The organism is Burkholderia sp. MSMB0856, assembly GCF_001524645.2.
Classification (GTDB): domain Bacteria; phylum Pseudomonadota; class Gammaproteobacteria; order Burkholderiales; family Burkholderiaceae; genus Burkholderia; species Burkholderia diffusa.
In genome coordinates this window covers 1,301,860-1,325,010 of the sequence record NZ_CP013427.1, presented here as the reverse complement: position 1 = coordinate 1,325,010, position 23,151 = coordinate 1,301,860, and the positions used below count along the sequence as shown (strand labels likewise).

23 protein-coding genes are annotated in these 23,151 nt (G+C 66.2%); 9 read left to right on the top strand and 14 right to left on the bottom strand.

Annotation, left to right across the window (positions count from 1 at the left end; all coding sequences use genetic code 11):
* Positions 1-29: 29 nt before the first annotated feature.
* Both WS87_RS07300 and WS87_RS07295 read left to right on the top strand, forming a co-directional pair.
* Positions 30-521, top strand: coding sequence for a peptidylprolyl isomerase (locus WS87_RS07300; protein ID WP_006483987.1), 492 nt, complete (start codon positions 30-32; stop codon positions 519-521).
* A gap of 27 nt (positions 522-548) precedes the next feature.
* Complete coding sequence (locus WS87_RS07295) at positions 549-1,349, top strand: UDP-2,3-diacylglucosamine diphosphatase (RefSeq protein WP_059817794.1); 801 nt, start codon at positions 549-551, stop codon at positions 1,347-1,349.
* A gap of 39 nt (positions 1,350-1,388) precedes the next feature.
* Here WS87_RS07295 and cysE read toward each other — a convergent pair whose 3' ends face one another.
* The gene (cysE, locus tag WS87_RS07290) at positions 1,389-2,162 is read right to left on the bottom strand and encodes a serine O-acetyltransferase (RefSeq protein WP_059817796.1); all 774 of its coding nucleotides are present in this window, start codon (positions 2,160-2,162) and stop codon (positions 1,389-1,391) included.
* 313 nt (positions 2,163-2,475) lie between these two features.
* A complete protein-coding gene (locus WS87_RS07285) occupies positions 2,476-3,300 on the bottom strand; it encodes an RNA methyltransferase (protein ID WP_059817798.1) in 825 nt (274 codons plus the stop codon).
* Between the two features lie 279 nt (positions 3,301-3,579).
* Between WS87_RS07285 and WS87_RS07280 the strand changes: the two genes are divergently transcribed.
* The 3 genes from WS87_RS07280 (at position 3,580) to WS87_RS07270 (ending at position 7,260) form a co-directional block, all read left to right on the top strand.
* A complete protein-coding gene (locus tag WS87_RS07280; RefSeq protein ID WP_006751612.1) occupies positions 3,580-4,383 on the top strand; it encodes an inositol monophosphatase family protein in 804 nt (267 codons plus the stop codon).
* Between the two features lie 110 nt (positions 4,384-4,493).
* Positions 4,494-6,116 (top strand): NAD(P)/FAD-dependent oxidoreductase, encoded by a 1,623-nt coding sequence (locus WS87_RS07275; protein WP_059817799.1) that lies wholly within the window; start codon positions 4,494-4,496, stop codon positions 6,114-6,116.
* Positions 6,117-6,354: 238 nt separating this feature from the next.
* Positions 6,355-7,260: a helix-turn-helix transcriptional regulator gene (locus WS87_RS07270; protein WP_059690927.1), complete on the top strand. Its 906-nt coding sequence runs from the start codon at positions 6,355-6,357 to the stop codon at positions 7,258-7,260.
* A 116-nt stretch (positions 7,261-7,376) separates the two neighbouring features.
* Here WS87_RS07270 and WS87_RS07265 read toward each other — a convergent pair whose 3' ends face one another.
* Positions 7,377-8,267, bottom strand: coding sequence for an amino acid ABC transporter substrate-binding protein (locus tag WS87_RS07265; RefSeq protein ID WP_059817801.1), 891 nt, complete (start codon positions 8,265-8,267; stop codon positions 7,377-7,379).
* A 450-nt stretch (positions 8,268-8,717) separates the two neighbouring features.
* Here WS87_RS07265 and mutS point away from each other — a divergent pair, with 450 nt between their 5' ends.
* Together mutS and WS87_RS07255 are read left to right on the top strand one after the other, a co-directional pair.
* Positions 8,718-11,375, top strand: coding sequence for a DNA mismatch repair protein MutS (gene mutS, locus WS87_RS07260; RefSeq protein ID WP_059817803.1), 2,658 nt, complete (start codon positions 8,718-8,720; stop codon positions 11,373-11,375).
* Positions 11,356-12,627 (top strand): hypothetical protein, encoded by a 1,272-nt coding sequence (locus tag WS87_RS07255; protein WP_059817804.1) that lies wholly within the window; start codon positions 11,356-11,358, stop codon positions 12,625-12,627. Before mutS ends, WS87_RS07255 begins: the two co-directional genes overlap by 20 nt.
* Here the strand turns inward: WS87_RS07255 and WS87_RS07250 are convergent.
* A complete protein-coding gene (locus tag WS87_RS07250; protein ID WP_059817806.1) occupies positions 12,607-13,149 on the bottom strand; it encodes an FKBP-type peptidyl-prolyl cis-trans isomerase in 543 nt (180 codons plus the stop codon). The two genes, WS87_RS07255 and WS87_RS07250, sit on opposite strands and share 21 nt — an antisense overlap.
* A 32-nt stretch (positions 13,150-13,181) precedes the next feature.
* On the opposite strand from WS87_RS07250, the gene WS87_RS07245 reads away from it, so the two are divergent.
* Both WS87_RS07245 and WS87_RS34675 read left to right on the top strand, forming a co-directional pair.
* Positions 13,182-14,402: a cupin domain-containing protein gene (locus tag WS87_RS07245; protein WP_059817808.1), complete on the top strand. Its 1,221-nt coding sequence runs from the start codon at positions 13,182-13,184 to the stop codon at positions 14,400-14,402.
* A 54-nt stretch (positions 14,403-14,456) separates the two neighbouring features.
* The gene (locus WS87_RS34675) at positions 14,457-14,702 is read left to right on the top strand and encodes a hypothetical protein (RefSeq protein WP_011657350.1); all 246 of its coding nucleotides are present in this window, start codon (positions 14,457-14,459) and stop codon (positions 14,700-14,702) included.
* A 20-nt stretch (positions 14,703-14,722) separates the two neighbouring features.
* Here the strand turns inward: WS87_RS34675 and WS87_RS33890 are convergent, their stop codons facing one another.
* The 10 genes from WS87_RS33890 to WS87_RS07190 all read right to left on the bottom strand — a co-directional run bounded on the left by WS87_RS33890 (position 14,723) and on the right by WS87_RS07190 (position 23,050).
* Entirely contained in the window at positions 14,723-14,905 is a 183-nt protein-coding gene (locus WS87_RS33890; RefSeq protein ID WP_162499716.1) for a hypothetical protein, read from the bottom strand.
* Positions 14,906-15,022: 117 nt separating this feature from the next.
* A complete protein-coding gene (locus WS87_RS07230) occupies positions 15,023-15,799 on the bottom strand; it encodes an MBL fold metallo-hydrolase (protein ID WP_059817810.1) in 777 nt (258 codons plus the stop codon).
* A gap of 4 nt (positions 15,800-15,803) precedes the next feature.
* A complete protein-coding gene (gene bamC, locus WS87_RS07225) occupies positions 15,804-16,949 on the bottom strand; it encodes an outer membrane protein assembly factor BamC (protein WP_059535804.1) in 1,146 nt (381 codons plus the stop codon).
* A 111-nt stretch (positions 16,950-17,060) separates the two neighbouring features.
* Entirely contained in the window at positions 17,061-17,963 is a 903-nt protein-coding gene (dapA, locus tag WS87_RS07220) for a 4-hydroxy-tetrahydrodipicolinate synthase (RefSeq protein ID WP_059464169.1), read from the bottom strand.
* A gap of 47 nt (positions 17,964-18,010) precedes the next feature.
* The gene (locus tag WS87_RS07215; RefSeq protein WP_059817812.1) at positions 18,011-18,613 is read right to left on the bottom strand and encodes a class I SAM-dependent methyltransferase; all 603 of its coding nucleotides are present in this window, start codon (positions 18,611-18,613) and stop codon (positions 18,011-18,013) included.
* A 9-nt stretch (positions 18,614-18,622) separates the two neighbouring features.
* A complete protein-coding gene (locus tag WS87_RS07210; protein ID WP_059690935.1) occupies positions 18,623-19,825 on the bottom strand; it encodes a tryptophan--tRNA ligase in 1,203 nt (400 codons plus the stop codon).
* An 8-nt stretch (positions 19,826-19,833) separates the two neighbouring features.
* Positions 19,834-20,496: a site-2 protease family protein gene (locus tag WS87_RS07205; RefSeq protein ID WP_059817815.1), complete on the bottom strand. Its 663-nt coding sequence runs from the start codon at positions 20,494-20,496 to the stop codon at positions 19,834-19,836.
* Between the two features lie 45 nt (positions 20,497-20,541).
* Positions 20,542-21,174 (bottom strand): L-threonylcarbamoyladenylate synthase, encoded by a 633-nt coding sequence (locus tag WS87_RS07200; RefSeq protein ID WP_059535812.1) that lies wholly within the window; start codon positions 21,172-21,174, stop codon positions 20,542-20,544.
* Positions 21,175-21,246: 72 nt separating this feature from the next.
* Entirely contained in the window at positions 21,247-22,077 is an 831-nt protein-coding gene (locus tag WS87_RS07195; protein ID WP_059690938.1) for a 3',5'-nucleoside bisphosphate phosphatase, read from the bottom strand.
* A gap of 82 nt (positions 22,078-22,159) precedes the next feature.
* A complete protein-coding gene (locus WS87_RS07190; RefSeq protein ID WP_059817817.1) occupies positions 22,160-23,050 on the bottom strand; it encodes an alpha/beta fold hydrolase in 891 nt (296 codons plus the stop codon).
* Positions 23,051-23,151: the final 101 nt, after the last annotated feature.

The window sequence follows — 23,151 nt, the reverse complement described above, 5'->3', positions numbered from 1 at the left end:
TTTAAACCGCCTTACCGAAGGAATTCATCATGGTTGAACTGCACACGAACCACGGCGTGATCAAGCTCGAGCTGGACGCCGCCAAGGCACCGAAGACGGTCGAGAACTTCCTCAACTACGTGAAGAAGGGTCACTATGACGGCACGGTGTTCCACCGCGTGATCAACGGCTTCATGATTCAAGGCGGCGGCTTCGAGCCGGGCCTGAAGCAGAAGCCGACCGACGCGCCGATCGACAACGAAGCGAACAACGGCCTGAAGAACGACAACTACACGATCGCGATGGCGCGCACGAACGATCCGCACTCGGCGACCGCCCAGTTCTTCATCAACGTGAACGACAACGACTTCCTGAACCACTCGTCGCCGACGCCGCAGGGCTGGGGTTACGCCGTGTTCGGCAAGGTCGTCGAAGGCCAGGACGTGGTCGACAAGATCAAGGGCGTCAAGACGGGCAACGCGGGCTTCCACCAGGACGTCCCGACCGACGACGTCGTGATCGAAAAGGCCGTGGTGGTCTGACGCATAGTCCGTTACGGAGGCACTTCGATGTTGCAGGAGAGTCCGCCGCGAAGCGTCTCCGCGGGCGTGCCGGGCGAGCGCGAATACGCGCAAGCCGCACGCCCGTTCCTGTTTCTCTCCGATCTGCACCTGAGCGAGGCGATTCCGAAGACGGTCGCCGCGTTCGAGCATTTCGTGAAATACACGGCCGACAGCGCCGACTCGGTGTTCATCCTCGGCGACCTGTTCGAATACTGGATCGGCGACGACGTGCTCGACCACGATCCGTTCGCGGCGCGCATGGCCGCGCTGATGCATACGTTCTCGGAACGCGGGATCGCGCTCTACGTGATGCACGGCAATCGCGATTTCCTGCTCGGCCGGCGCTTCATGAAGGCGGCCGGCGCGATGCTGCTGCCCGATCCGGCGCTGATCACGTCGTTCGGCCAGCGCATCGTGCTCGCCCACGGCGACGCGCAATGCACGGCCGATCGCGGCTACCAGATATTTCGGCGGTTTGCCCGCAATGGCATCGCGCAGGCGCTGTTTCTCGCGTGGCCGTTCCGCTGGCGCCGCGCGCTCGCGCAACGGATGCGCTCGAACAGCGAAGCGGGCCGGATGCGCCCCGCCTCGCCGCTCTACGACGTCACGCGTGAAGGCATCGCCGCGCTGTTCCGGAAGAGCCGCGCGAGCGTGATCATTCACGGCCACACGCATCGCCCCGCAAGCCACGCCGAACCGGGCGGGATTCGCTGGGTACTGCCCGACTGGGATCTCGACCACGGCATGCCGCGCGGCGGCTATCTGCGCGTCGACGCCGAAGGCATCCACGCGATGCCGCTCGACTGACGCGATCGGCGCTGCCGGCGGCCGCCGGCATGCGCCGCGTTACGACTGGCGCTCGAGCGCCTTGCCTTCCAGCACCGCCGACAGCCTGCGCAGGTCGAGACGCGCCGCGTCCGCGCCCTGCAGCGTTTCCAGATGCGTGCCGAGTTGCTCGAGCGCCGCGACGATCTCGTCCACGCGCCGACTTTCCTTCGCCGCGTGGTCGATCAGGCCGTGAATCGCGAGCGACATCGGGTCGTCCGCGTTCGGCGTGATCCCGTACGCGCAGAACGCGGCGCGCTCGGGCTGCGGCTTCGATTGCGCCGGCATCACGATGCGCGCCGGATTGCCCACCGCGGTACCGCCTGCCGGCACCGGCTTCACGACAACCGCGTTGGAACCGATCTTCGCACCCGCGCCGACCGTGAAACCGCCGAGCACCTTCGCGCCCGCGCCGACGATCACGCCGGCCTCGAGCGTCGGATGGCGCTTCGCGCCGCGCGTGAGCGACGTGCCGCCGAGCGTCACGCCCTGATAGATCGTGCAGTCGTCGCCGACGACCGCGGTTTCGCCGATCACGACACCCATCCCGTGATCGATGAACACGCGCCGGCCGATCGTCGCGCCCGGGTGAATCTCGATACCCGTCAGGAAGCGCCCGGCTTGCGACGCGAAGCGTGCGAGCCAGTAGCGCTTCGCGCGCCAGCACGCATGCGCGAAGCGATGCAGCACGAGCGCGTGCAGCCCCGGATAACAGGTCAGCACTTCCCAGGCACTGCGAGCGGCGGGATCCCGCTCGCGAATCGTCGCAACGTCTTCGCGCAGTCTAGTGAACATGATCTGGTCTGGGCTGGGGAAAAGGCCGGCGTGCCCCGCCGGCAAAGGCCGGCCGTTATCGCACCGGGTAATTTGCTTATGACGTCCGGCGATTGTAGGGCCACTCGCGCGCGGCCGCACGGCGTCGCGCGTTCACCCCGCCGGCGGCACGGGTATTCGCGCGGAATGCCCGTCGCGGTGGATCGACGTGGCCTTCCGTTGGATCGGCGCGCGTCAGGTCACCGACATCGAGCGGTCGATGCAATGCGGCGTTCGCGGGCGGGGACGCGGCCGTGCAGCGCGCGAGTGGCCGGCAACCGGCGTGCCTAGCCGCTTACGCGTCGCCGTCTGGCGTGCCGGATTTCAGCAGGATGTGCTTCGCGATGCCGCGCAAGATGTTGACTTCCTCGCGCTCGAGACCGGTGCGTGCGAACAGGCGCCGCAGCCGCGGCATCAGCTTCTTCGGGTTGCGCGGATCGAGAAAATCGAGCGCGATCAGCGCGTTCTCGAGGTGCGCGTACATCCGCTCGATCTCGTCGCTCTGCGCGAGCGTGCCGGCTTCGGCCTGCGTTCGATGCGACGGCCCGCTCCCCTGCTCCAGGAGCGCGACGCGCAGTTCATACGCGAGCACCTGCACGGCCTGTGCGAGGTTCAGCGAACTGTAAGCCGGATTTGCCGGGATGTGCGCGAGCGCGCTGCACTGCTCGACGTGCTCGTTCGCGAGGCCCGTGCGCTCGTTGCCGAACACGAGCGCGATGTCGCCGGTGCCGACCTGCGCGCGCGCCTGTTCGGCGGCCGCGCGCGGCGCAAGGCGCGGCGGCCCGTATTCGCGCGCGCGGGCAGTCAGCGCGATCGACCACTGGACGCCGGACAGCGCGTCGCCGAGCGTCGGCACGACATGCGCGGACGCGAGGACGTCATCCGCGCCGCTCGCCATCGCGATCGCCTCGGGGTCGCTCTGCACGTGCGGCACGCGCGGCGCGACCAGTACGAGCCTGGAGAAACCCATCGTCTTCAGCGCGCGGGCGGCCGCCCCGACATTGCCGGGATGGCTCGGCTCGACGAGCACGAAGCGGGTGGACGTGAAGCCGCCGGACGGCGGCGGGGACGAGGCCGCGCCCGATTCGGACGGCGCGGCAGGGTTCTGCGGGGTTTCCACTACATACGACTCGGTTCATCAGAATGGCAGTATGGTATCGCCATCGCCCCGGCAAACCCACTCGTCCGGACGGCCAGTGGGGTTTCCCCGCATTCCGGCCACCTGAAACTCTCGAAAATCGGGTAAAATCATGCGTTTACGTGTCGCATCCCGTGCGACACGGGTCGTACCCTGCTCTTTGTCAATTCGCGTCTCATCTCGCCCGGCACGTTTGCGCCGTTCCGGGCGGTGTGTTCCACTTCGTGGCGGCCCGTGCCGCCGGCTACAGGATCCAGGCTCATGCATCCCATGCTCAACATCGCTGTCAAGGCTGCGCGCCGCGCCGGACAGATCATCAACCGTGCCTCGCTCGACCTCGACCTGATCGAGATCCGCAAGAAACAGCAGAACGACTTCGTCACCGAAGTGGACAAGGCCGCCGAAGAGGCGATCATCGAGACGCTGAAGACCGCCTACCCCGACCACGCGATCCTCGCGGAAGAATCGGGCGAATCCGAGAACGAATCCGAATTCAAGTGGATCATCGATCCGCTCGACGGCACGACCAACTTCATCCACGGCTTCCCGTACTACTGCGTGTCGATCGCGCTCGAGCACAAGGGTGTCGTCACGCAGGCCGTCGTCTACGATCCGAACAAGAACGACCTGTTCACGGCCACCCGCGGCCGCGGCGCGTACCTGAACGACCGCCGCATCCGCGTCGGCCGTCGCGACCGCCTGGCGGACGCGCTGGTCGGCACCGGCTTCCCGTTCCGCGAGAAGGACGGCCTCGACGCATATGCGCGCCTGTTCACCGAAATGACGCAGGCCTGCACGGGGCTGCGCCGTCCGGGCGCGGCTGCGCTCGATCTCGCGAACGTCGCGGCCGGCCGTCTCGACGCATTCTTCGAGCAGGGTATCAACGTGTGGGACATGGCGGCGGGCAGCCTGCTGATCACCGAAGCCGGCGGCCTCGTCGGCAACTACACGGGCGACGCCGACTTCCTGCATCGTCATGAGATCGTCGCGGCGAACCCGAAGATCTACGCGCAGATGATCCCGATCCTGAACCGCTACAGCCGCGTGCATCCGGCAGCGGAGTAAATCCGGGCCGCGCCCGCGCGGCGCGGCTGACGCAGCACCCCTGCCGCCAGCGCGCCGCCCCGCCCGTCTCAACACCGCCACGACTTCGTGGCGACCGTATCCGAATACTCATGTTACGGCTAAGCGAACTTAAACTCCCGCTCGACCACCCCGAGAGCGCCCTCGAGGCCGCGATCCGCGCGCGCCTCGCGGAGCTTGGCGTGCCGGCAGACGGGCTCCTCCGTTACACGGTGTTCCGCCGTGCGCACGATGCGCGCAAACGCGCCGACATCAAGCTCACGTATATCGTCGACGTCGAAGTCAAGGACGAAGCGGCCGTGCTTCCGCGACTCGCCGGCACGCCGCATTGCGGCGTGACGCCCGACATGGCGTACCACTTCGTTACGAAGGCGCCCGAGCACGGCGACTTCCTGCGCCCGGTCGTCATCGGCATGGGGCCGTGCGGCCTGTTTGCCGGCCTGATCCTCGCGCAGATGGGTTTCCGCCCCATCATCCTCGAGCGCGGCAAGGCCGTGCGCGAGCGCACCAAGGACACCTTCGGCCTGTGGCGCAAGAGCGTCCTCAATCCCGAGTCCAACGTGCAGTTCGGCGAAGGCGGCGCCGGGACGTTTTCCGACGGCAAGCTTTACAGCCAGATCAAGGATCCCCACCACTACGGCCGCAAGGTGCTCGACGAATTCGTCAAGGCCGGTGCACCGGAAGACATCCTGTACCTGAGCCGACCGCACATCGGCACGTTCCGCCTCGTCAGCATGGTGGAAAAGATGCGTGCGACCATCCACGAACTGGGCGGTGAAGTGCGCTTCGAAACCCGGGTCGAGGACATCGAAATCGACCAGGGCAAGGTGCGCTCGCTGACGCTGTCGAACGGCGAAACGCTCCGGTGCGATCACGTGGTGCTGGCCGTGGGCCACAGCGCGCGCGACACGTTCCAGATGCTGCACGACCGCGGCGTGTATGTCGAAGCGAAGCCGTTCTCGCTGGGTTTCCGGATCGAACATCCGCAGGGGCTGATCGATCGCAGCCGCTTCGGCAAGTTCGCCGGTCACAAGCAACTCGGCGCGGCCGACTACAAGGTGGTTCACCACTGCAGCAACGGACGCGCGGTCTACAGCTTCTGCATGTGCCCCGGCGGCACGGTGGTCGCGGCGACCTCCGAGCCGGGCCGCGTGGTCACCAACGGCATGAGCCAGTATTCCCGCGCCGAGCGCAACGCGAATGCGGGCATCGTCGTCGGCATCACGCCGGAAGACTATCCGGGCGGCCCGCTGGCGGGCATCGCGTTCCAGCGCAAATGGGAAGAACGCGCGTTCGAGCTCGGCGGCGGCGATTACAGCGCGCCCGGGCAGCTGGTCGGCGATTTCATCGCGGGCCGGCCGTCGACGTCGCTCGGCTCCGTGGTGCCGTCGTACAAACCGGGCGTGCGCCCGACCGATCTCAGCACCGCGCTGCCCGACTACGTGATCGAAGCCATTCGTGAAGCACTGCCGCAGATCGACAAGAAGATCGCTGGCTTCGCGATGCACGACGCGGTGCTCACCGGCGTGGAGACGCGCACGTCGTCCCCGATCCGGATCCGGCGCAAGGACGATTACCAGAGCGTGAACGTCGAAGGGCTGTATCCGGCCGGCGAAGGCGCCGGGTATGCGGGCGGCATCTATTCGGCAGCGATCGACGGTATCGAAGTCGCGCAGGCGGTGGCGCTCGATCTGATGTCGGCGCACACGTCCTGATATTGCAGGACGGACTCGGCGCACGTACGCCCGTGCGCCGAGTGAAGCCGGCATTTTCAATGCCCGCCCGGGGCGAGCTCAAATCGCCGCATCGGACCGACGCTCTCCGATCTCGATCGCCCCGCCTTTGCGATGCACCGCGGCCATTCAGAGGCCGATGTGCCGGACACGACTGACGCCGAGCCAAATTTCGCTTTGGTATACTTCGCGGCCAAGCCCTCTACGTTTCCCCGCATCCATGGCCGCCGCACAGTCGGACAACGCGTCATCTGATTTCATGCCGGCTGACCTCAGGCAAAGCGTGGTCACGCAGACGTTGCCGCATTCCCAGGTCGGCATCAGCCGACTGAAGACATCTCGTAGAAATATTGGCCGAACTGCGCCATATGAACTTGAAGACGCCGATCTCATCGTGCTGCAATTGCGCGCGTTCGGCGAACAGGAATTGTGGCTTGATGGACGTGTTGCCCGTTTCGTCCCCTACGATGCGGGGACCGTCACGATTCATGACCTTGATCGCAGATGGGTTTCCGACCTCAAGGGGGCGTTCGACTGCATCCATTTTCACCTCCCTCGCCGAACGCTGGAGGAGACAGTCGATGAAATCGGCGGCAGACAGCGACCACAGCTCTACTTGCCGCCGCACTTGAGCGCGACGGATCCGATCATCCACCGCCTGGGCCAGGCTCTGCTCCCCGCTTTAGCGCGGCCCGAGCATGCGTCTCAGCTCTTTATCGACCACGTCGCGCTTGCCTTTCAGGCGCATGTCGCGCGCCTGTATGGCGGCGTCAGCGAGCGCCGGGAGAAGTCGACCTGCAAACTCACTGCGTGGCAGGAGCGAATGGCGAAGGGACTTCTTCTCGAACACCTTACCGGGAACATCTCGATTGCCGATGTGGCGAGAGCATGCGGCCTGTCTCGCGGCCATTTCGTCAAAGCCTTTCATCAGACCACCGGGTTACCGCCCCATCGCTGGCTGATCAACCAGCGTATTGAGCGAGCGATGATGTACATGCGCACGTCGTCCATGCCCCTGCAAATGATCTCGGACGCATGCGGCTTCGCCGACCAGAGCCACTTCACGAGAACATTCACGCGCGTCACCGGCGTGACACCGCGTCGTTGGCGCACGGACAACGCTTGAGGATCGCAGGAGCAACGCCCCGCTGTCGCAAGCGGGTATTTCCTCGTTCTCCGGCATGATTCGACAAGTCCTGGCACACGAAGCTCCGCCACGACCTGCGCCCGGCCGATGGATCGTCACTGTGCAGGTCGATCGCTGCGCGTGACCAGATTTCCCTTTAGTGCCGCGCTCATCGGCATGTCGAGATTCGCGCCGCGTGGCGGAATCGGCGATTCAAACCACTTTGCGTACAGCCGAGTGAATTCGCCGCTCTTCATGAGCCGAGTGAGCGTGCCATCGACGAGTCGCTTGAACGCCGGATCGTCCTTGCGCACCATGCATGCGTACGGCTCCACCTGCAGCGCGTCTCCTGCCACGGCCCACGTACCCGGGTCGTCCGCGTTGGCCCTGAGCCCGTAAAGCAGCACGTCATCGAGGGCGAGCGCTGCCGCTTTGTCGTCCGCGACGATTTTTAGTGCGTCGGCATAGTCCTTTGTCAGCACGACTTCGGCATCGATGTGCTGCGCTTCGAGTTGGCGCCGCAGCGTTTTTTCGTTCGTACTCCCGCCGACCGTCGCGACGGACTTATGCGCGAGGTCGGCATAGTCGCCAATGCCTGACGCCCGTTTGGCCATCAGCCGCGTGCCGGCATAAAAGTAATTGATCGAAAACGCGACGTCCTTGCCACGCGCCGACGTATTTGTGGTCGACCCGCACTCCAGATCGTAGGTGCCATTGACGAGCAGCGGAATTCGATTTTGACCTGTGACCGGCACGTAAGCGATCTTCAGATCCGGTCTGCGAAGTGCCTTGCGAACGTCGTCGACGATTGCTTCCGTTACGTCCATCGAAAAGCCGACGGCTTTATGCGGTGTCAGCAGGTAGCTGAACGGCACGGCGGCTTCCCTGTACGAAACAACGATTTGATTGGACCGGGAGATTTTGTCCAACGTCTGCGCATTGGCAGTCATCGACACGGCGTACCCCGCGAATAATGCGGCGAGCATGGCAAACGATGGGGATCTCATGATGCCTCTTTCACGACGCTTTCTCTGCAGAAGCTCGATTTGCCGAGCCGTCTCCGTCAGTAGCGGACCGCACGTCGTATCCCTTGCCGCGCGTCCATCGATTCCGACGTGAATTCACTTTAAGCGGAGTCGATCGCCCCCGATTGATTCAGGTCAACAGCGCGGCCGTCTTGGAACGAGTGCCCGGAGAGGGTTTCAGCACGACGCAACAAATCGTATCGAGCTCCGGTTGGCCGACAGGCCGCCTGCCCGCCTTGGCTGATTCATCAGTGTCACGCCGGTAAGACAAACACCGGTGCCATCCCTTGGGACCATCCGAGCGGCCAGGAATCGATGCCGGACATGGAGTCGTATCGCGCGATCTGCTGGCCTATCGGCCAACTTCGATCGTATTCGTCGAAGCCACTGGTAAACTCGGGGCAACTCAAGCAACAAATTCATGCCGGATCTATGACCACGCTGTCGCCCGAGGCCTTTGCAGGCCACACTCCGATGATGCAGCAGTACCTGCGCATCAAGGCCGATCACCCCGACACGCTCGTCTTTTACCGGATGGGCGACTTCTACGAGCTGTTCTTCGAGGATGCGGAGAAAGCGGCGCGTCTGCTCGATCTGACCCTCACGCAACGCGGCGCATCGGCCGGCACGCCGATCAAGATGGCCGGCGTCCCGCATCACGCGGTCGAACAGTATCTGGCGAAGCTCGTGAAGATGGGCGAATCGGTCGCGATCTGCGAGCAGATCGGCGACCCTGCGACGTCGAAGGGGCCGGTCGAACGCAAGGTCGTGCGCGTCGTCACGCCCGGCACGCTGACCGACGCGGCGCTGCTGTCCGACAAGAACGACGTCTACCTGCTCGCGATGTGCACGGGGCACAACAAGCGTGGAGTGGCGGTCAACATCGGCCTCGCGTGGCTGAACCTCGCAAGCGGCGCGCTGCGGCTCGCCGAAATCGAACCCGAGCAGCTCGGTGCCGCGCTCGAACGCATCCGGCCGGCCGAGATCCTCACGGCGGACGGCGCGACCGACGCCGTGCCCGCCGGCGCCGGCGCGATCAAGCGCGTGCCGGCATGGCACTTCGATATCGCGTCGGGCACGCAGCGCCTGTGCGACCAGCTCGACGTCGCGGGCCTCGACGGCTTCGGCGCGCATTCGCTGACGAGCGCATGCGGCGCAGCCGGCGCGCTGCTGCTGTACGCGGCCGCTACACAGGGTCAGCAACTGCGTCACGTGCGCAGTCTGAAGGTCGAGAACGAAACCGAATACATCGGGCTCGATCCGGCAACGCGCCGCAACCTCGAACTGACCGAAACGCTGCGCGGCACCGAATCGCCGACGCTGTACTCGCTGCTCGACACCTGCTGCACGACGATGGGCAGCCGCCTGCTGCGCCACTGGCTGCATCACCCGCCGCGCGCGTCCGTCGCCGCGCAGTCTCGCCAGCAAGCGATCGGCGCACTGCTCGAGGCGCCCGTGAACGCGAGCCTCGACGCGCTGCGAACCGCCCTGCGTCAGATCGCCGACGTCGAACGGATCACCGGGCGTCTCGCGCTGCTGTCCGCGCGCCCGCGCGATCTGTCGAGCCTGCGCGACACGTTCGCGGCGCTGCCCGCGCTGCGCGAACGCATCAGCGCGATCGTCGCGAACGCGGATGCGCTCGCGCGCGTCGATGCGGCGCTCGCGCCGCCCGCCGAATGTCTCGACCTGCTGACAAGCGCGATCGCCCCCGAGCCTGCCGCGATGGTGCGCGACGGCGGCGTGATCGCGCGCGGCTACGATGCGGAGCTCGACGAGCTGCGCGACATCTCCGAGAACTGCGGGCAGTTCCTGATCGATCTCGAGGCGCGCGAGCGTACCCGCACGGGCATCGCGAACCTGCGCGTCGAATACAACAAGGTGCACGGCTTCTACATCGAAGTCACGCGCGGCCAGACCGACAAGGTGCCGGACGACTATCGCCGCCGCCAGACGCTGAAGAACGCCGAGCGCTACATCACGCCCGAACTGAAGACTTTCGAGGACAAGGCGCTGTCCGCGCAGGAACGCGCGCTGGCCCGCGAGCGCGCGCTGTACGACGGCGTGCTGCAGGCACTGCTGCCGTTCATTGCCGAGTGTCAGCGCGTCGCGTCGGCGCTCGCGGAGCTCGACGTGCTCGCCGCGTTCGCCGAGCGCGCCCGCACGCTCGACTGGGTTGCGCCCGCCTTCACCGACGAAATCGGCATCGAGATCGAACAGGGGCGTCACCCCGTCGTCGAAGCGCAGGTCGAGCAGTTCATCGCGAACGACTGCCGATTCGGCGCCGAGCGCAAACTGCTGCTGATCACCGGCCCGAACATGGGCGGTAAGTCGACCTTCATGCGGCAGACGGCACTGATCGCGCTGATGGCGTACGTCGGCAGCTATGTGCCGGCGAAGTCGGCCTGCTTCGGCCCGATCGACCGGATCTTCACGCGGATCGGCGCGGCCGACGACCTCGCCGGCGGCCGCTCGACCTTCATGGTCGAGATGACCGAAGCGGCTGCGATCCTGAACGACGCGACACCGCAGAGCCTCGTGCTGATGGACGAAATCGGCCGCGGCACGTCGACGTTCGACGGCCTCGCGCTCGCATGGGCCATCGCGCGCCATCTGCTGGCGCAAAACGGCTGCTACACGCTGTTCGCGACGCATTACTTCGAGTTGACGCAACTGCCCGCGGAATTCCCGCAAGCGGCCAACGTCCATCTGTCGGCCGTCGAGCACGGTCACGGCATCGTGTTCCTGCACGCGGTCAACGAAGGCCCGGCGAACCAGAGCTACGGGCTGCAGGTTGCGCAACTCGCGGGCGTGCCGGCACCGGTGATCCGCGCCGCGCGCAAGCATCTCGCGTATCTCGAACAACAGTCGGCCACGCAGCATACGCCGCAGCTCGATCTGTTCAGCGCGCCGCCCGCCGCGACCGACGAACTCGAATGCGCGGATGCGCCCGCGCCGGCCGACACTTCGCATCCGGCACTCGAAAGGCTGCGCGACATCGATCCCGACGACCTCAAGCCGCGCGACGCGCTCGACCTGCTGTACGAACTGCGCACGCTCGTCCGCTCGCACGATGCCGACGGGCACGCATAAACGCACCCCGTCGGGCTGGCCGGCCCGGGCCACCGCTGCGCTGGTCGCGGCGATGCTCGCGCTGGCGCAGGCCGGCGCGCTGGCCGCGCCGCCCAAACGTGCCGCCGCCCCCTATTCGTTCGCGGTCGTGTCGGGCGTCATCGACGCGCCGGCCGACGAACCTGCCGCACAGCGGCTGTTCGAATCGATCGCGCGCGAACGCAATCTGGCCTTCGTCGTCTATGCAGGCAACATCAAGGGTGCGAAGGAAGCGTGCCGCGATTCGCTGTATACGCAGCGCAGCGCGATCCTGGATGCATCGCGCGTGCCGCTCGTGTTCATTCCCGGTCACGACGACTGGGTGACGTGCAACACGACGGCAGGCGGCAGCTACGACCCGGTCGAACGCCTGGACTTCCTGCGTCAAACGCTACTGGCCGACGCGGCGCTGCCCGACCCCGGCGCGCTGCAGATCACGCGCGAAAGCGAAGTCGCCCGCTTCCGGCCCTATCGTGAAAACGCGCGCTGGCTGCATGACGACGTCGTCTACGTCGCGCTGAACGCACCGGCGCCGAACAATCACTATCTGACGGCCGGCGGGCGCAACGGCGAATTCGAGGACCGCATCATCGCGAACGGCTTCTGGATCGACCATGCGGCCGAATATGCGAAGCGGCGCGAAGCGCGCGCGATGGTGGTGATTTTCGAAGGCGATCCGCAGTTCGATCGCTATGAGCGTGCCGAACGCTTTGCGTGGTTGCGTTTCAACCGGCCGCGCGTCCGCGACGGCTTTCGTGAACTGAAACGAACGCTGGTGAAGGCGGCAGCGACATTCCGCGGCCCGATCCTGGTGATGCACGCGAGCAGCGAGCCGCTTGCGAACGGCTTCCTGATCGATCGCCCGCTGCATGCGGACGATGGCGTGCTGGTGGGAAATGTGACGCGTGTCGCGATCGGACCGCGTCATCCGGCGAATCAGTGGGTGAAGGTCAACGTGTCGCCGGCGCGGCAGACCATCTTCAACGTGAGCGTCCAGGACGTCCCGAAGAATCTGCCGATTCCACCCGCGCTGCCGGCCGTGCCGCGCGACGAGGTCCCGCTGCCGCAGATGCCGGAGATCCCGGCCTTGCCGGCATTGCCGGACTCGTCGTCGGTCGCGCCGCCGCTGCAGGGCGACGGCACGACTCCGGGCGGCGCTTCGTGGCCCGCGCCGCCCCCTGCTTCAGGGCCGGCGCCGGGCCTGCCCGCCAGCTCAGTGCAGGGTACGCCCTGACGGCGCGTCACCGTCCTCGTCTTCGTCCTCGTCGACGATTTCGAGGCCTTCCGCGCCATGCGCGTGCTCATGCTCGATCTCGTCCTCGGTCGCTTCGCGAACGTCCTTGACCGTCAGCGCGAAACGCAGCGCCATGCCCGCGAGCGGGTGGTTGCCGTCGAGCACGACTTTGTCCTCGGCGATGTCGGTGACCGTGTAGATCAGCGAATCCACTTCCTCGTCGCCGTCTTCCGGCGTGCCTTCGAACTGCATGCCCACTTCGATCGGCTCGGGAAAACGATCGCGCGGCTCGATCTTCACGAGTTCGGGATCGTAGTCGCCGAACGCGTCCTGCGGCTCGAGCTGAATCTGCGCCTGGTAACCAGGCTCCTGGCCGTCGAGCTGTTCCTCGATCTTGGGGAACGTGCCATCATAGCCGCCGTGCAGATAAACCATCGGCTCGTCGCTTTCCTCGATCAGATTGCCTTGCGCATCCGACAGCTTGTAAGTGACCGACACGACGGTGTTTTTTGCGATTTTCATCCAATTCTCCCAAATACAAGTCTCATTATACGATGCGCAACCGGTCTCAAGCCGAACCGCGGGATACCGCTGCCGCCCCGCACGGCGCGCCGCCTTCCGATCTTCCCACACCGCTGCTCGGCGGCCTCTCGCCGGCGCAATTCATGCGCCGCTACTGGCAGAAGAAGCCGCTGCTGATCCGCCAGGCGATCCCCGGCGTGAAGCCGCCGGTCACGCGCGACGCCCTGTTCGAGCTCGCAGCCGACTATGACGCCGAATCGCGACTGATCACCCATTTTCGTAACAAGTGGCAACTGGCCCACGGTCCGTTCGAGCTGGGCGCGCTGCCTGCCGTTTCGCGCAAGTCCTGGTCCTTGCTCGTGCAGGGGCTCGACCTGCACGTCGACGCGGCACGCGCGCTGCTCGACCGCTTCCGCTTCATCCCGGACGCGCGCCTCGACGACCTGATGATTTCGTACGCGACTGACGGCGGCGGCGTCGGCCCGCACTTCGACTCGTACGACGTATTCCTGCTGCAGGTCGAGGGCCGGCGCCGCTGGCGCATCGGTGCGCAGAAGGACCTGTCGCTGCAGCCGGACGTCCCGCTGAAGATCCTCGAGCACTTCGAGCCGAGCGACGAATGGGTGCTGGAGCCGGGCGACATGCTGTACCTGCCGCCGCACATCGCGCACGACGGCGTGGCCGAAGGCGAATGCATGACCTGCTCGATCGGCTTTCGGGCGCCGTCCGCCGGGGAGCTGGGCGCGCAATTCCTGTACTACCTCGCGGAACGCGGCGGCCTGCGCGACGAGCGTGGCGACGCGCTTTACCGCGACCCGAAGCAGCCGGCGGTCGACACCCCTGCGCAACTGCCGCCGGCGATGGTCGATCGCGTCACCGAGATCGTCGATGCGATCCGCTGGCGCAAGCGCGACGTCGCCGAATTCCTCGGTTGCTACCTGAGCGAACCCAAATCAAACGTCGTATTCGAGCCGCCCGCGCGTCCGCTGTCGGAGGCCGCGTTCGTCGCGCAGGCGTCGCGCCGGGGCGTGTATCTCGACAGACGGGCCGCATTGATGTATAACGCGCGCTCGTACTTCATTAATGGCGAGGAAGAACCGCTCGAGCAGGCCGGCGAATGGCTGCCCGAACTGGCCAATCTGCGCCACATGGAGGCGAAACGGTTTGTAACACTATCCCGGGTTCCCTCAATGACAGCCTTGCTGCACGAGTGGTATTGTGCGGGCTGGATACGGGTCGGAAACCGGATTTAGTGAGCCTCCCCGTATGCCCGTGCAGATCAAATTCTGTATGGGAAAGACAACGTATTGACCCCGCATTTGTCGACGGTCGATAGGAAAGTGCATATAATTTCCGCCCAAGCCGTAGGGAAGATTCACGCTCTAGAAGTGCGTCTCCACCAGCGGCCCAGGTCGGTGTTGGAGCACATTACCGGTATTGTTTCGCGCTGTTGCTTACCTTTAACCATAAAAGGACGTGATCATGAAGAAATCCCTCCTCGTAGCTTCCCTGTTGGCTGCTGTTGCACTGGCTGCTTGCAACAAGAGCGCTGATCAAGCTGCTTCGTCGGCTGCTAGCGACGCATCGGCTGCTGCTTCGTCGGCTGCTTCGGCAGTTGCTGGTGCTGCGAGCGACGCTTCGGCTGCTGCTTCGTCGGCGACGGCTGCTGCGAGCGACGCAGCTGCTGCTGTGGCGTCGGCTGCTTCGGCAGCGACGGCTGCTCCGGCTTCGGGCGCAAGCCAGTAAGCCTCAGCATCAGCTGAAAAAAAACCGGCCCTTCGGGCCGGTTTTTTTACGTCTGTCGGTTACGCGCATCATTTCCGGCAGCCAGGCCGGCCAGGAGCCGTCCTGTACGCCCTATCCTGCGCCCCGCTCAGCCGAGCGTCAGCCAGTCGAAGCCCGCGTCCTGCGTGGCCACGACCACTTCCTCCCCGTCCGTTCCCAGCACGCCGGCCAATGCCTGGCGGGCCAGCTCGGGCCGGTTGTTCTGCTGGCTCAGGTGCGCCGCGACCAAGTGCTGGAGGCGGCTGCGTTCGAGCGATGCGAGGATGTCCGCGGCGGCGGCGTTGCTCAGGTGGCCGTGATTGCCGCCGATCCGCGCCTTCAACGACTGCGGATAGCGGCTCCCGGCGAGCATCTCGGTATCGTGGTTGGATTCGAGCACCAGCGCGTCACAACCGCTCAGTACGGCCGTGATATGCGGTGTGGCCATTCCGACGTCGGTCAGCACGCCGAGCCGGCTGCAACCGTCCATGAAGACGAACTGGAGCGGTTCCCACGCGTCATGGGGCACCGTATAAGGCATCACGGCCAGATCGCGAATCGCGGCCGTCTCGTCGCCCCACAACACGTGGAGATCGACATCGGCTTCGTCCGCGCCCACCGCGCGTGCCGTGCCCCAGCTCATGTAGAGCGGCAGCGACCCGCGCCGCGCGAGCGTCAGCGCGCTACCGACGTGGTCGCTGTGTTCGTGGGTGATGAGGATCGCATCGAGATCGTCGATGGCGAGATTCAGGCGGCCGAGGCGGCGCTCGACCTCCTTCGCTGAAAAACCGCAGTCGAGCAGCACGCGGGTGGTCGTCGTGCCGCTCGAGACCTCGACGACCAGCGCGTTGCCTTCGCTGCCGCTACCGAGGCTGGCGAAGCGCACGCGATCAGTTCAACTGGGCGTGCAGCAGCGAAATGATCCGCTGCGCGTCCGACGAGTTGTCGACCTTGCCGTTCGCGTCGACCACCGCGACCTGCGTGCCGCCACTGCCCTGCGCGCGCACGTTGACCAGGTATTCCTTGCCCGGCTTGGCCGCCGACGGGCCGCCGTAGAACAGCTTGCCGAACAGCCCGTCGCGCTTGAGCTCTTCCATCGTGTTCGCATAACGGACCGTGTACACGCCCTTCTCGCGGTCGCGATTGTCGACCGCGAAGTTGGTACGGTCGAGCGCGAGACCGACGCGCAGCCATGCACGGTCGAACGATTCCGCCAGTTGCAGCGTCGCGGCACCGCTGCTCGTATCGCTGACCTGCGCCGGTGCCGTCGCGGGACGCGCATCGGTCAGCAGTTGCTTCGCCTGCGCGTCGCTCAGGCCGAACTTCTGCATGAGCTTCGACAGGAATACGGCCTCGAGCACCGGATTGCGCGGACGCTCTTCCCAGCGCGACGACGTGCCACCCTGCGGGCCGACCATCATTTCCTCCATCGCGCTGTGCGTGATCGAGATGTCGGTGTTGCCGTCCGGCGTGCGGTTCACGAGGGTGCGGAAACGGTCGCGCGTGCCCGACGAGTAAGCGAAGTCGATGACCTTGCCGATCGTGCGACGGAACCAGTCGTCGGGAATGTTCGCGCGGTTCTCGGCCCAGTCGGTGGCCATGATGCCGGTCGACGGTGCGTCGGTCTTCAGCGAGAAGCCGTTCTCCTGCCAGAATTCCTTCAGGATCGGCCAAAGCTGCTCGGGCGTGCGCCCGTCCACGACGAGCCAGCGGCGGTCGCCATCGCGCTCGATATGCATGCCGAGCGGATCCTGTGCGCTCGGGACACCGTCGGTCGCGTTGCCGGCGGCCGTCGTCGCCCGCGGCGGCAGCGTGCCGAGACCGGCGTTGCTCGGCGGCGCGACGAACTGCTGGGTCGTCGGCACCGGCTTCAGGTCGCTCGGCACCGCGAGCGGCGGCGCCGAACCCGTGTTCTTGTAGTTGACCCGGTCAGGAGCCAGATAATCGTTCAGCGTATCGCAGCCGGCGAGCGCGCCCAGCGCCAGCGCCACCACCGAAACCTGGATGGCGCGAGAGGAAAAGGCGAAACGTTTCATGAAATCCTTCGTCTTGCTAGAACGCTCGTCAGGAGCGGCGCCGGACGGAGCCGGCCGGTGCGGGTTGATGAGGGGTCGAGCCGGCGGCCGCAGGACACGGCCGCCTGAGCATCAGAGGACGCCGGCCTCGACGAGGGCCGAACGCACGACATCGTGACAGCGCTCGTCGAGCGGCGTGAGCGGCAGGCGGATGCCGCCCTGCATCTTGCCCATTGCCTGCAGCGCCCACTTCACCGGAATCGGGTTCGCCTCGACGAACAGATTCTTGTGCAGCGACAGCAGCTTCATGTGCAGCTCGCGCGCCGTTGCGACGTCGCCGGCCAGCGCCGCGCGGCACAGGTCGCTCATCGCGCGCGGCGCGACGTTCGCCGTCACCGAGATGTTGCCGTGGCCGCCGAGCAGCATCAGCGCGATCGCGGTCGGATCATCGCCGCTGTAGATCGCGAAATGCTTCGGCGCGGCCTTGATCAGGTGCGCGGCGCGATCGATGTTGCCGGTCGCGTCCTTCACGCCGATGATGCCCGGCACCTGCGCGAGGCGCAGCGTCGTCTCGTGCGCCATGTCCGCGACCGTCCGGCCGGGCACGTTGTACAGGATCACCGGCAGGTCGACCGCTTCGGCGATCGTCTTGAAGTGCCGGTACATCCCTTCCTGCGTGGGCTTGTTGTAGTACGGCACGACCTGCAGCGTCGCGTCGGCGCCAACGGCCTTCGCATGCTTCGTCAGTTCGATCGCCTCGGCGGTCGAATTGCCGCCCGCGCCCGCGATGATCGGGATGCGCTTCGCCGCATGCTCGACCGCCGTGCGGATCATCAGGATGTGCTCTTCGACGTTGAGCGTTGCCGACTCGCCGCTCGTGCCGACCACGACGAGTGCGTCGGTGCCTTCCGCGATGTGCCAGTCGATCAGTTTGCGAAACGCCGGCAGGTCGAGACTGCCGTCTTCGAGCATCGGGGTGACGATCGCGGGGATGCTGCCGCGGATTTGAATGCCGTCTTGGGTGCCGTTAGCCATGAAACGCGATTGATTGATGTACCGGTAAACGTTGAGATTGTAGCGGATTAGCCGGGCAGTTCGTAACGTGGAATTCCCGCCCCCGCCGTCGGGGTCGCGCCCTCGCGTACCGCGCAGACGCGCTGCACGAACGCCTCGCGCGGCGCGGCGACGAATCCGTCCTCGTACGCGACCACCCGCAGGCGGCCGCGCACCGCGTCCAGCAGCTCGCCCGGGGCGAGCAGGAACGCGGGATTGGACGGCTTGCCGACCGTTTCGTTTCCTTGCGCGAAGGTTTCGTAGATCAGCACGCCGCCCGGCGCCACCGCATCGAGCAGTTGGGGCCAGAGCGGGCGATGCAGATAATGGGTGACGATCACTGCCGCGAACGACGCGCCGGCCGGCAGCGGCCAGGGTGCGCCCTCGAGATCGGCGTCGCGCACATCGACACCGGGAATCGCGCGCAATGCGGCCAGCGCGGCCGGATCGCGGTCGAGCGCGACGACCGGATGCCCGTGCGACGCAAACCAGCGTGCATGGCGGCCGCCGCCCGCGGCGACGTCGAGCACCGCGCCGCCCGCCGGGACGAGTCGCGACCAGCGGGCGACCCAGCGCGACGGTTCGGTCTGGACGACGTGGCCGCCCGCGGCGGCATTGACAGGTTCGCGCATGCCGTCAGGTCAGGTGTACGACAGGCCCATCGCCTCGCGCACGTCGCGCATCGTCTCGACCGCGTGCTTGCGCGCCTTGTCGCAGCCGTCCGCGACGATCGCGCGCAGCAGCGACGGATCGTCCATGTACTTCTGTGCGCGCTCGAGCATCGGCTGCTGTTCGCGCAGGATCCCTTCGACGACCGGCTGCTTGCAGTCGAGGCAGCCGATGCCCGCCGAGCGGCAGCCGCTCTGCACCCACTGGTGCGTCGTTTCGTCCGTATAGACCTGATGCAGCTGCCACACCGGGCACTTGTCCGGATCGCCCGGATCCGTGCGGCGCACGCGCGCCGGATCGGTCGGCATCGTGCGGACCTTCTTCGTGATCGTCTCCGCATCCTCGCGCAGGCCGATCGTATTGCCGTACGACTTCGACATCTTCTGGCCATCGAGGCCCGGCATCCGGGACGCTTCGGTCAACATCGCCTGCGGCTCGACCAGGATGATCTTGCGCGCGCCTTCGAGATAGCCGAACAGGCGCTCGCGGTCGCTCATCGACAGGCTCTGCGATTCCTGCAGCATCGCGCGCGCCTGTTCGAGCGCCTCGTCGTCGCCTTCCTGCTGATACGCGTTGCGCAGCTCGTGATAAAGCTTCGCGCGCTTGCCGCCGAGCTTCTTCGCGGCTTCGAGCGCCTTCTCCTCGAAGCCCGGCTCGCGGCCGTACAGGTAGTTGAAGCGGCGCGCGATCTCGCGCGTCATCTCGACGTGCGGCACCTGGTCCTCGCCGACCGGCACGAGCGAGCCGCGATACAGCAGGATGTCGGCCGCCATCAGCACCGGGTAGCCGAGGAAGCCGTAGGTCGACAGGTCCTTGTCCTTCAGCTTCTCCATCTGCTCCTTGTAGGTCGGCACGCGTTCGAGCCAGCCGAGCGGCGTGCTCATGCCGAGCAGCAGCGCGAGTTCCGCATGCTCGGGCACCTTGCTCTGGATGAACAGCGTCGCCTGCGCCGGATCGATGCCGGACGCGAGCCAGTCGATCAGCACGTCCCACACGTTCTTCTCGATGACCTCGGGTGTTTCGTAGTGCGTCGTCAGCGCATGCCAGTCGACCACGCAGAAGAAGCACGGGTACTCGGACTGCAGCTTCACCCAGTTTTTCAGCACGCCGTGGTAGTGGCCGAGGTGCAGCGACCCGGTGGGTCGCATGCCGGAGAAAATACGATCTGGGAACATGATTGTCGTTAGAAAAGCGAGGCGAAGGGAGACAGGATGGCGCTCAACACGCCGGCCGCGGCGTTCACGAGCGGACGCAGCCAAAAGTTCGTCAGCACGCCCGTCATGACCAGCACGAGGACGATGATGAATCCATACGGCTCGATGCGCGACAGCGCGATCGATTGCTTCGGCGGCAGCAGCGCCGCCAGGATGCGGCCGCCGTCGAGCGGCGGCAGCGGAAACAGGTTCAGCACGCCGAGCACCAGGTTCGCGCTGACGCCTGCGTAGGCCATCCGCGTGAAGAACGGCTCGTCGATGCCGGCAGCGGGCAGCACGATGGTCAGCACGCCCCAGATCAGGGCCTGCACGAAGTTGCAGGCCGGCCCCGCCAGCGACACCCACAGGCTGCCCCAGCGCGGATTGCGCAAGTTGCCGAACGACACCGGCACCGGCTTCGCATAGCCGAACAGGAAGGCGCCGCCCGTCAGGAAATACATCGCGAGCGGGATCGCGATCGTGCCGAGCGGATCGATGTGGCGCATCGGGTTGAACGACACGCGCCCCATCATGTAGGCGGTGTTGTCGCCGAGCAGGCGTGCGGCATAGCCGTGCGCGGCCTCGTGCAGCGTGATCGCGAAGATCACGGGCAGCGCGTAGACGGCGATGGTCTGTATCAGGGAAGCGTCCATATCGCGTTATTGTAACAAGCGCACTCGCGCAAAAATGAAAGGCGCTTACGCGGCCGAAAGCCCGAACGGTTCGAGCGCGCCGCGCCCCGCGCGCACGAGCTGCGGCTCGTCGCCCGTCAGGTCGATCACCGTCGACGGCTCGCGCGGACACGCGCCGCCGTCGATCACGAGATCGACCTGCTTCTCGAGCCGCGCGCGGATGTCGTCGGGATCGTTGAGCGGCTCGTCGTCCGGCGGCAGGATAAGCGTCGTGCCGAGCAGCGGCTGGCCGAGCGATTCGAGCAGCGCGAGCGTGATCGCGTGGTCGGGCACGCGCAGCCCGATCGTCTTGCGCGACGGGTGCGACAGCCGGCGCGGCACTTCCTTCGTCGCCTGCAGGATGAACACGTACGGGCCCGGCGTCACCGACTTGATCTGCCGGTACTGACGATTGTCCACCATCGCGAAGTTCGCCAGTTCCGACAGGTCGCGCACGAGCAGCGAAAGATGCTGCTTCTCGTCGAGGCCACGGATGCGGCGCACGCGCTCGACCGCGTCCTTGTCGTCGAGGTGGCACGCGAGCGCGTAGCTCGAATCGGTCGGCATCGCGATCACGCCGCCCTTGCTGACGATGTCCGCGGCCTGCTTGATCAGGCGCGGCTGCGGATTATCCGGATGAATCCTGAAGAACTGGGACATGGGGACACGTAAAGAGGGAGAAGTCGGATGCGCGCCTCGGCGGCAGCGCCAGCGGCAAGCGGCCGCGGTACGTCAGAGCCAGCGCTCCCAGAGCGGTTTCAGGTCGGGCGGCAATGGCGGCAGGCTACCGAGCTCGATGCGGCCCTCGCCCGGCGCATGGAAATCCGAGCCGCGCGACACCTCGAAGCCGAAGCGGCGCGCGACGTCCGCGTATTCGCGGTATTGGTCGGGGGTGTGGCTGCCCGTAATGACCTCGATCGCGCGGCCGCCCAGATCGATGAATTCACCGAAAAACGCATCGAATTCGACCGGCGTGTAGCGATAGCGGCCCGGGTGCGCGACCACGGCCTCGCCGCCCGCCGCGCGAATCCATGCAACGGCGTCGGACAACGTCGCCCAGCGGTGCGGGACGAATCCGGGCTTGCCGTCGCCGAGCAGGCGGTCGAACACATCGGAGGTCGATTCGGCATGACCGTTCTCGACCAGGAAGCGCGCGAAGTGGGTGCGCGAGATCAGGTCGGGATTCGATACGTACTTGAGTGCGCCTTCGTACGCGCCGGGAATGCCGAGCGTCTCGAGTTGCGCGGCGATCGCCCGTGCACGGGCGGCGCGGCCGTGGCGCGTGCGGTAGAGGCCGTCCACGAGCGTCGGGTTCGACGGATCGATGTGCAGCCCGACGATATGCACGGTGCGCGACGCCCACGTGACCGAAATCTCGACGCCGCTCAGGTAGCGCATCCCCAGCGCCTCCGCCTCGCTGCGCGCCGCCGCCTGGCCACCGACTTCGTCGTGGTCGGTCAGCGCCCACAGGGTCACGCCGCCGGCATGGGCGCGGCGCGCGACGTCGGCAGGCGACAGCAACCCGTCGGAAACATTCGAATGGCAGTGGAGATCAGCGTTCATTGTCGGTATGGCAGGTGAAGCTTCATTCTACTGCAATGCGGCAATTGCGCCGCCCGCCTGCCCCGCCGCCGCTGCCGCCGGCCTACGCGCAGAACGCCTCGATCAGCGCCGCGATCTGCTCCGGCTGGTCGTGATGAACCATGTGGCCGGCATCCTCGACGAGCTTTTCGCGCCAGTCGGGGAACGCGCCGAAGCGCGCCTTGAATTCTGGCAGCGGGATGTCGCCGGCGAGATACGCGAGCGTCGGCGAATTGACGGCCTCGACGTGCAGCACCTTCGCGCGCACCTGCTTCCAGACGGCCATCACCTCGTCGAGCCGGTACAGCTGCGGGCCCGCCATCTTGTGCGCGGGATCCGCCAGCAGGTGGTAGAGGCCGTCGTCGCCACGCTTCGACCAGTGCGCGGCAAGGAATGCGGCCCTGCGCGGTTCGAGCCGCGGATTGGTCTTGATCAGCCGGGCCGCCACATCGTCGAGCGACGCGTAAGGGCGCAACACCGGCGGCTCGCGCAGCTCGTCGAGCCAGCCGCGCAGCCGGCGCGGCGCCTGCTCGGCCCGCGCGGGGGCGAGCCCGAACCCTTCGAGGTCGACCACGCGCCGCACGCGCTCCGGGCGCGCGCCCGCGTACAGGCACACGACGTTCGCCCCCATGCTGTGCCCGATCAGATTGACTTCGCCGGTGGGCGCATAGTGATCGACGAGCGCATCGAGGTCGCCCAGGTATTCGTGGAACCAGTAATGACCGCCGCCCTGCCTCGCGACCGGCCAGTCGGACTGGCCGAAGCCGCGAGCATCCGGCGCGATCACCTGCCAGTCGCCCGCTAGTGCGTCGACGACGAACTGGAACGATGCCGCGACGTCCATCCAGCCGTGCAGCATGAACAGCGTCGGCGCATCGGGCCGGCCCCAGCGCCGCACATGCAGCTTGACGCCGCGCACCGTGACGAAATCGGAAACAGAACTCGAGGCACTCATTGCAGCCGCCAAAAAAAGAATGATCGTTCGATTATGGCGATGGCGCTTCCGTTCCGGCGCCCGGCAGTCGAGGCAGCTCTCTAGCGCCGGCGTATGGAATC

What these genes read in the sequence shown, in the direction of transcription:
- WS87_RS07300 (WP_006483987.1), top strand. Translation starts at nt 30, where the DNA reads ATGGTTGAACTGCACACGAACCACGGCGTGATCAAGCTCGAGCTGGAC.
- bamC (WP_059535804.1), bottom strand. Translation starts at nt 16,949, where the DNA reads ATGAAACGTTTCGCCTTTTCCTCTCGCGCCATCCAGGTTTCGGTGGTG.
- WS87_RS07195 (WP_059690938.1), bottom strand. Translation starts at nt 22,077, where the DNA reads ATGAACGCTGATCTCCACTGCCATTCGAATGTTTCCGACGGGTTGCTG.
- WS87_RS07250 (WP_059817806.1), bottom strand. Translation starts at nt 13,149, where the DNA reads ATGAAAATCGCAAAAAACACCGTCGTGTCGGTCACTTACAAGCTGTCG.
- WS87_RS07215 (WP_059817812.1), bottom strand. Translation starts at nt 18,613, where the DNA reads ATGCGCGAACCTGTCAATGCCGCCGCGGGCGGCCACGTCGTCCAGACC.
- WS87_RS07270 (WP_059690927.1), top strand. Translation starts at nt 6,355, where the DNA reads ATGGCCGCCGCACAGTCGGACAACGCGTCATCTGATTTCATGCCGGCT.
- WS87_RS07200 (WP_059535812.1), bottom strand. Translation starts at nt 21,174, where the DNA reads ATGTCCCAGTTCTTCAGGATTCATCCGGATAATCCGCAGCCGCGCCTG.
- WS87_RS07190 (WP_059817817.1), bottom strand. Translation starts at nt 23,050, where the DNA reads ATGAGTGCCTCGAGTTCTGTTTCCGATTTCGTCACGGTGCGCGGCGTC.
- WS87_RS07280 (WP_006751612.1), top strand. Translation starts at nt 3,580, where the DNA reads ATGCATCCCATGCTCAACATCGCTGTCAAGGCTGCGCGCCGCGCCGGA.
- WS87_RS07295 (WP_059817794.1), top strand. Translation starts at nt 549, where the DNA reads ATGTTGCAGGAGAGTCCGCCGCGAAGCGTCTCCGCGGGCGTGCCGGGC.
- WS87_RS07265 (WP_059817801.1), bottom strand. Translation starts at nt 8,267, where the DNA reads ATGAGATCCCCATCGTTTGCCATGCTCGCCGCATTATTCGCGGGGTAC.
- WS87_RS07255 (WP_059817804.1), top strand. Translation starts at nt 11,356, where the DNA reads ATGCCGACGGGCACGCATAAACGCACCCCGTCGGGCTGGCCGGCCCGG.
- dapA (WP_059464169.1), bottom strand. Translation starts at nt 17,963, where the DNA reads ATGGCTAACGGCACCCAAGACGGCATTCAAATCCGCGGCAGCATCCCC.
- WS87_RS07205 (WP_059817815.1), bottom strand. Translation starts at nt 20,496, where the DNA reads ATGGACGCTTCCCTGATACAGACCATCGCCGTCTACGCGCTGCCCGTG.
- WS87_RS07275 (WP_059817799.1), top strand. Translation starts at nt 4,494, where the DNA reads ATGTTACGGCTAAGCGAACTTAAACTCCCGCTCGACCACCCCGAGAGC.
- WS87_RS07245 (WP_059817808.1), top strand. Translation starts at nt 13,182, where the DNA reads ATGCGCAACCGGTCTCAAGCCGAACCGCGGGATACCGCTGCCGCCCCG.
- mutS (WP_059817803.1), top strand. Translation starts at nt 8,718, where the DNA reads ATGACCACGCTGTCGCCCGAGGCCTTTGCAGGCCACACTCCGATGATG.
- WS87_RS07210 (WP_059690935.1), bottom strand. Translation starts at nt 19,825, where the DNA reads ATGTTCCCAGATCGTATTTTCTCCGGCATGCGACCCACCGGGTCGCTG.
- WS87_RS33890 (WP_162499716.1), bottom strand. Translation starts at nt 14,905, where the DNA reads ATGCTGAGGCTTACTGGCTTGCGCCCGAAGCCGGAGCAGCCGTCGCTG.
- cysE (WP_059817796.1), bottom strand. Translation starts at nt 2,162, where the DNA reads ATGTTCACTAGACTGCGCGAAGACGTTGCGACGATTCGCGAGCGGGAT.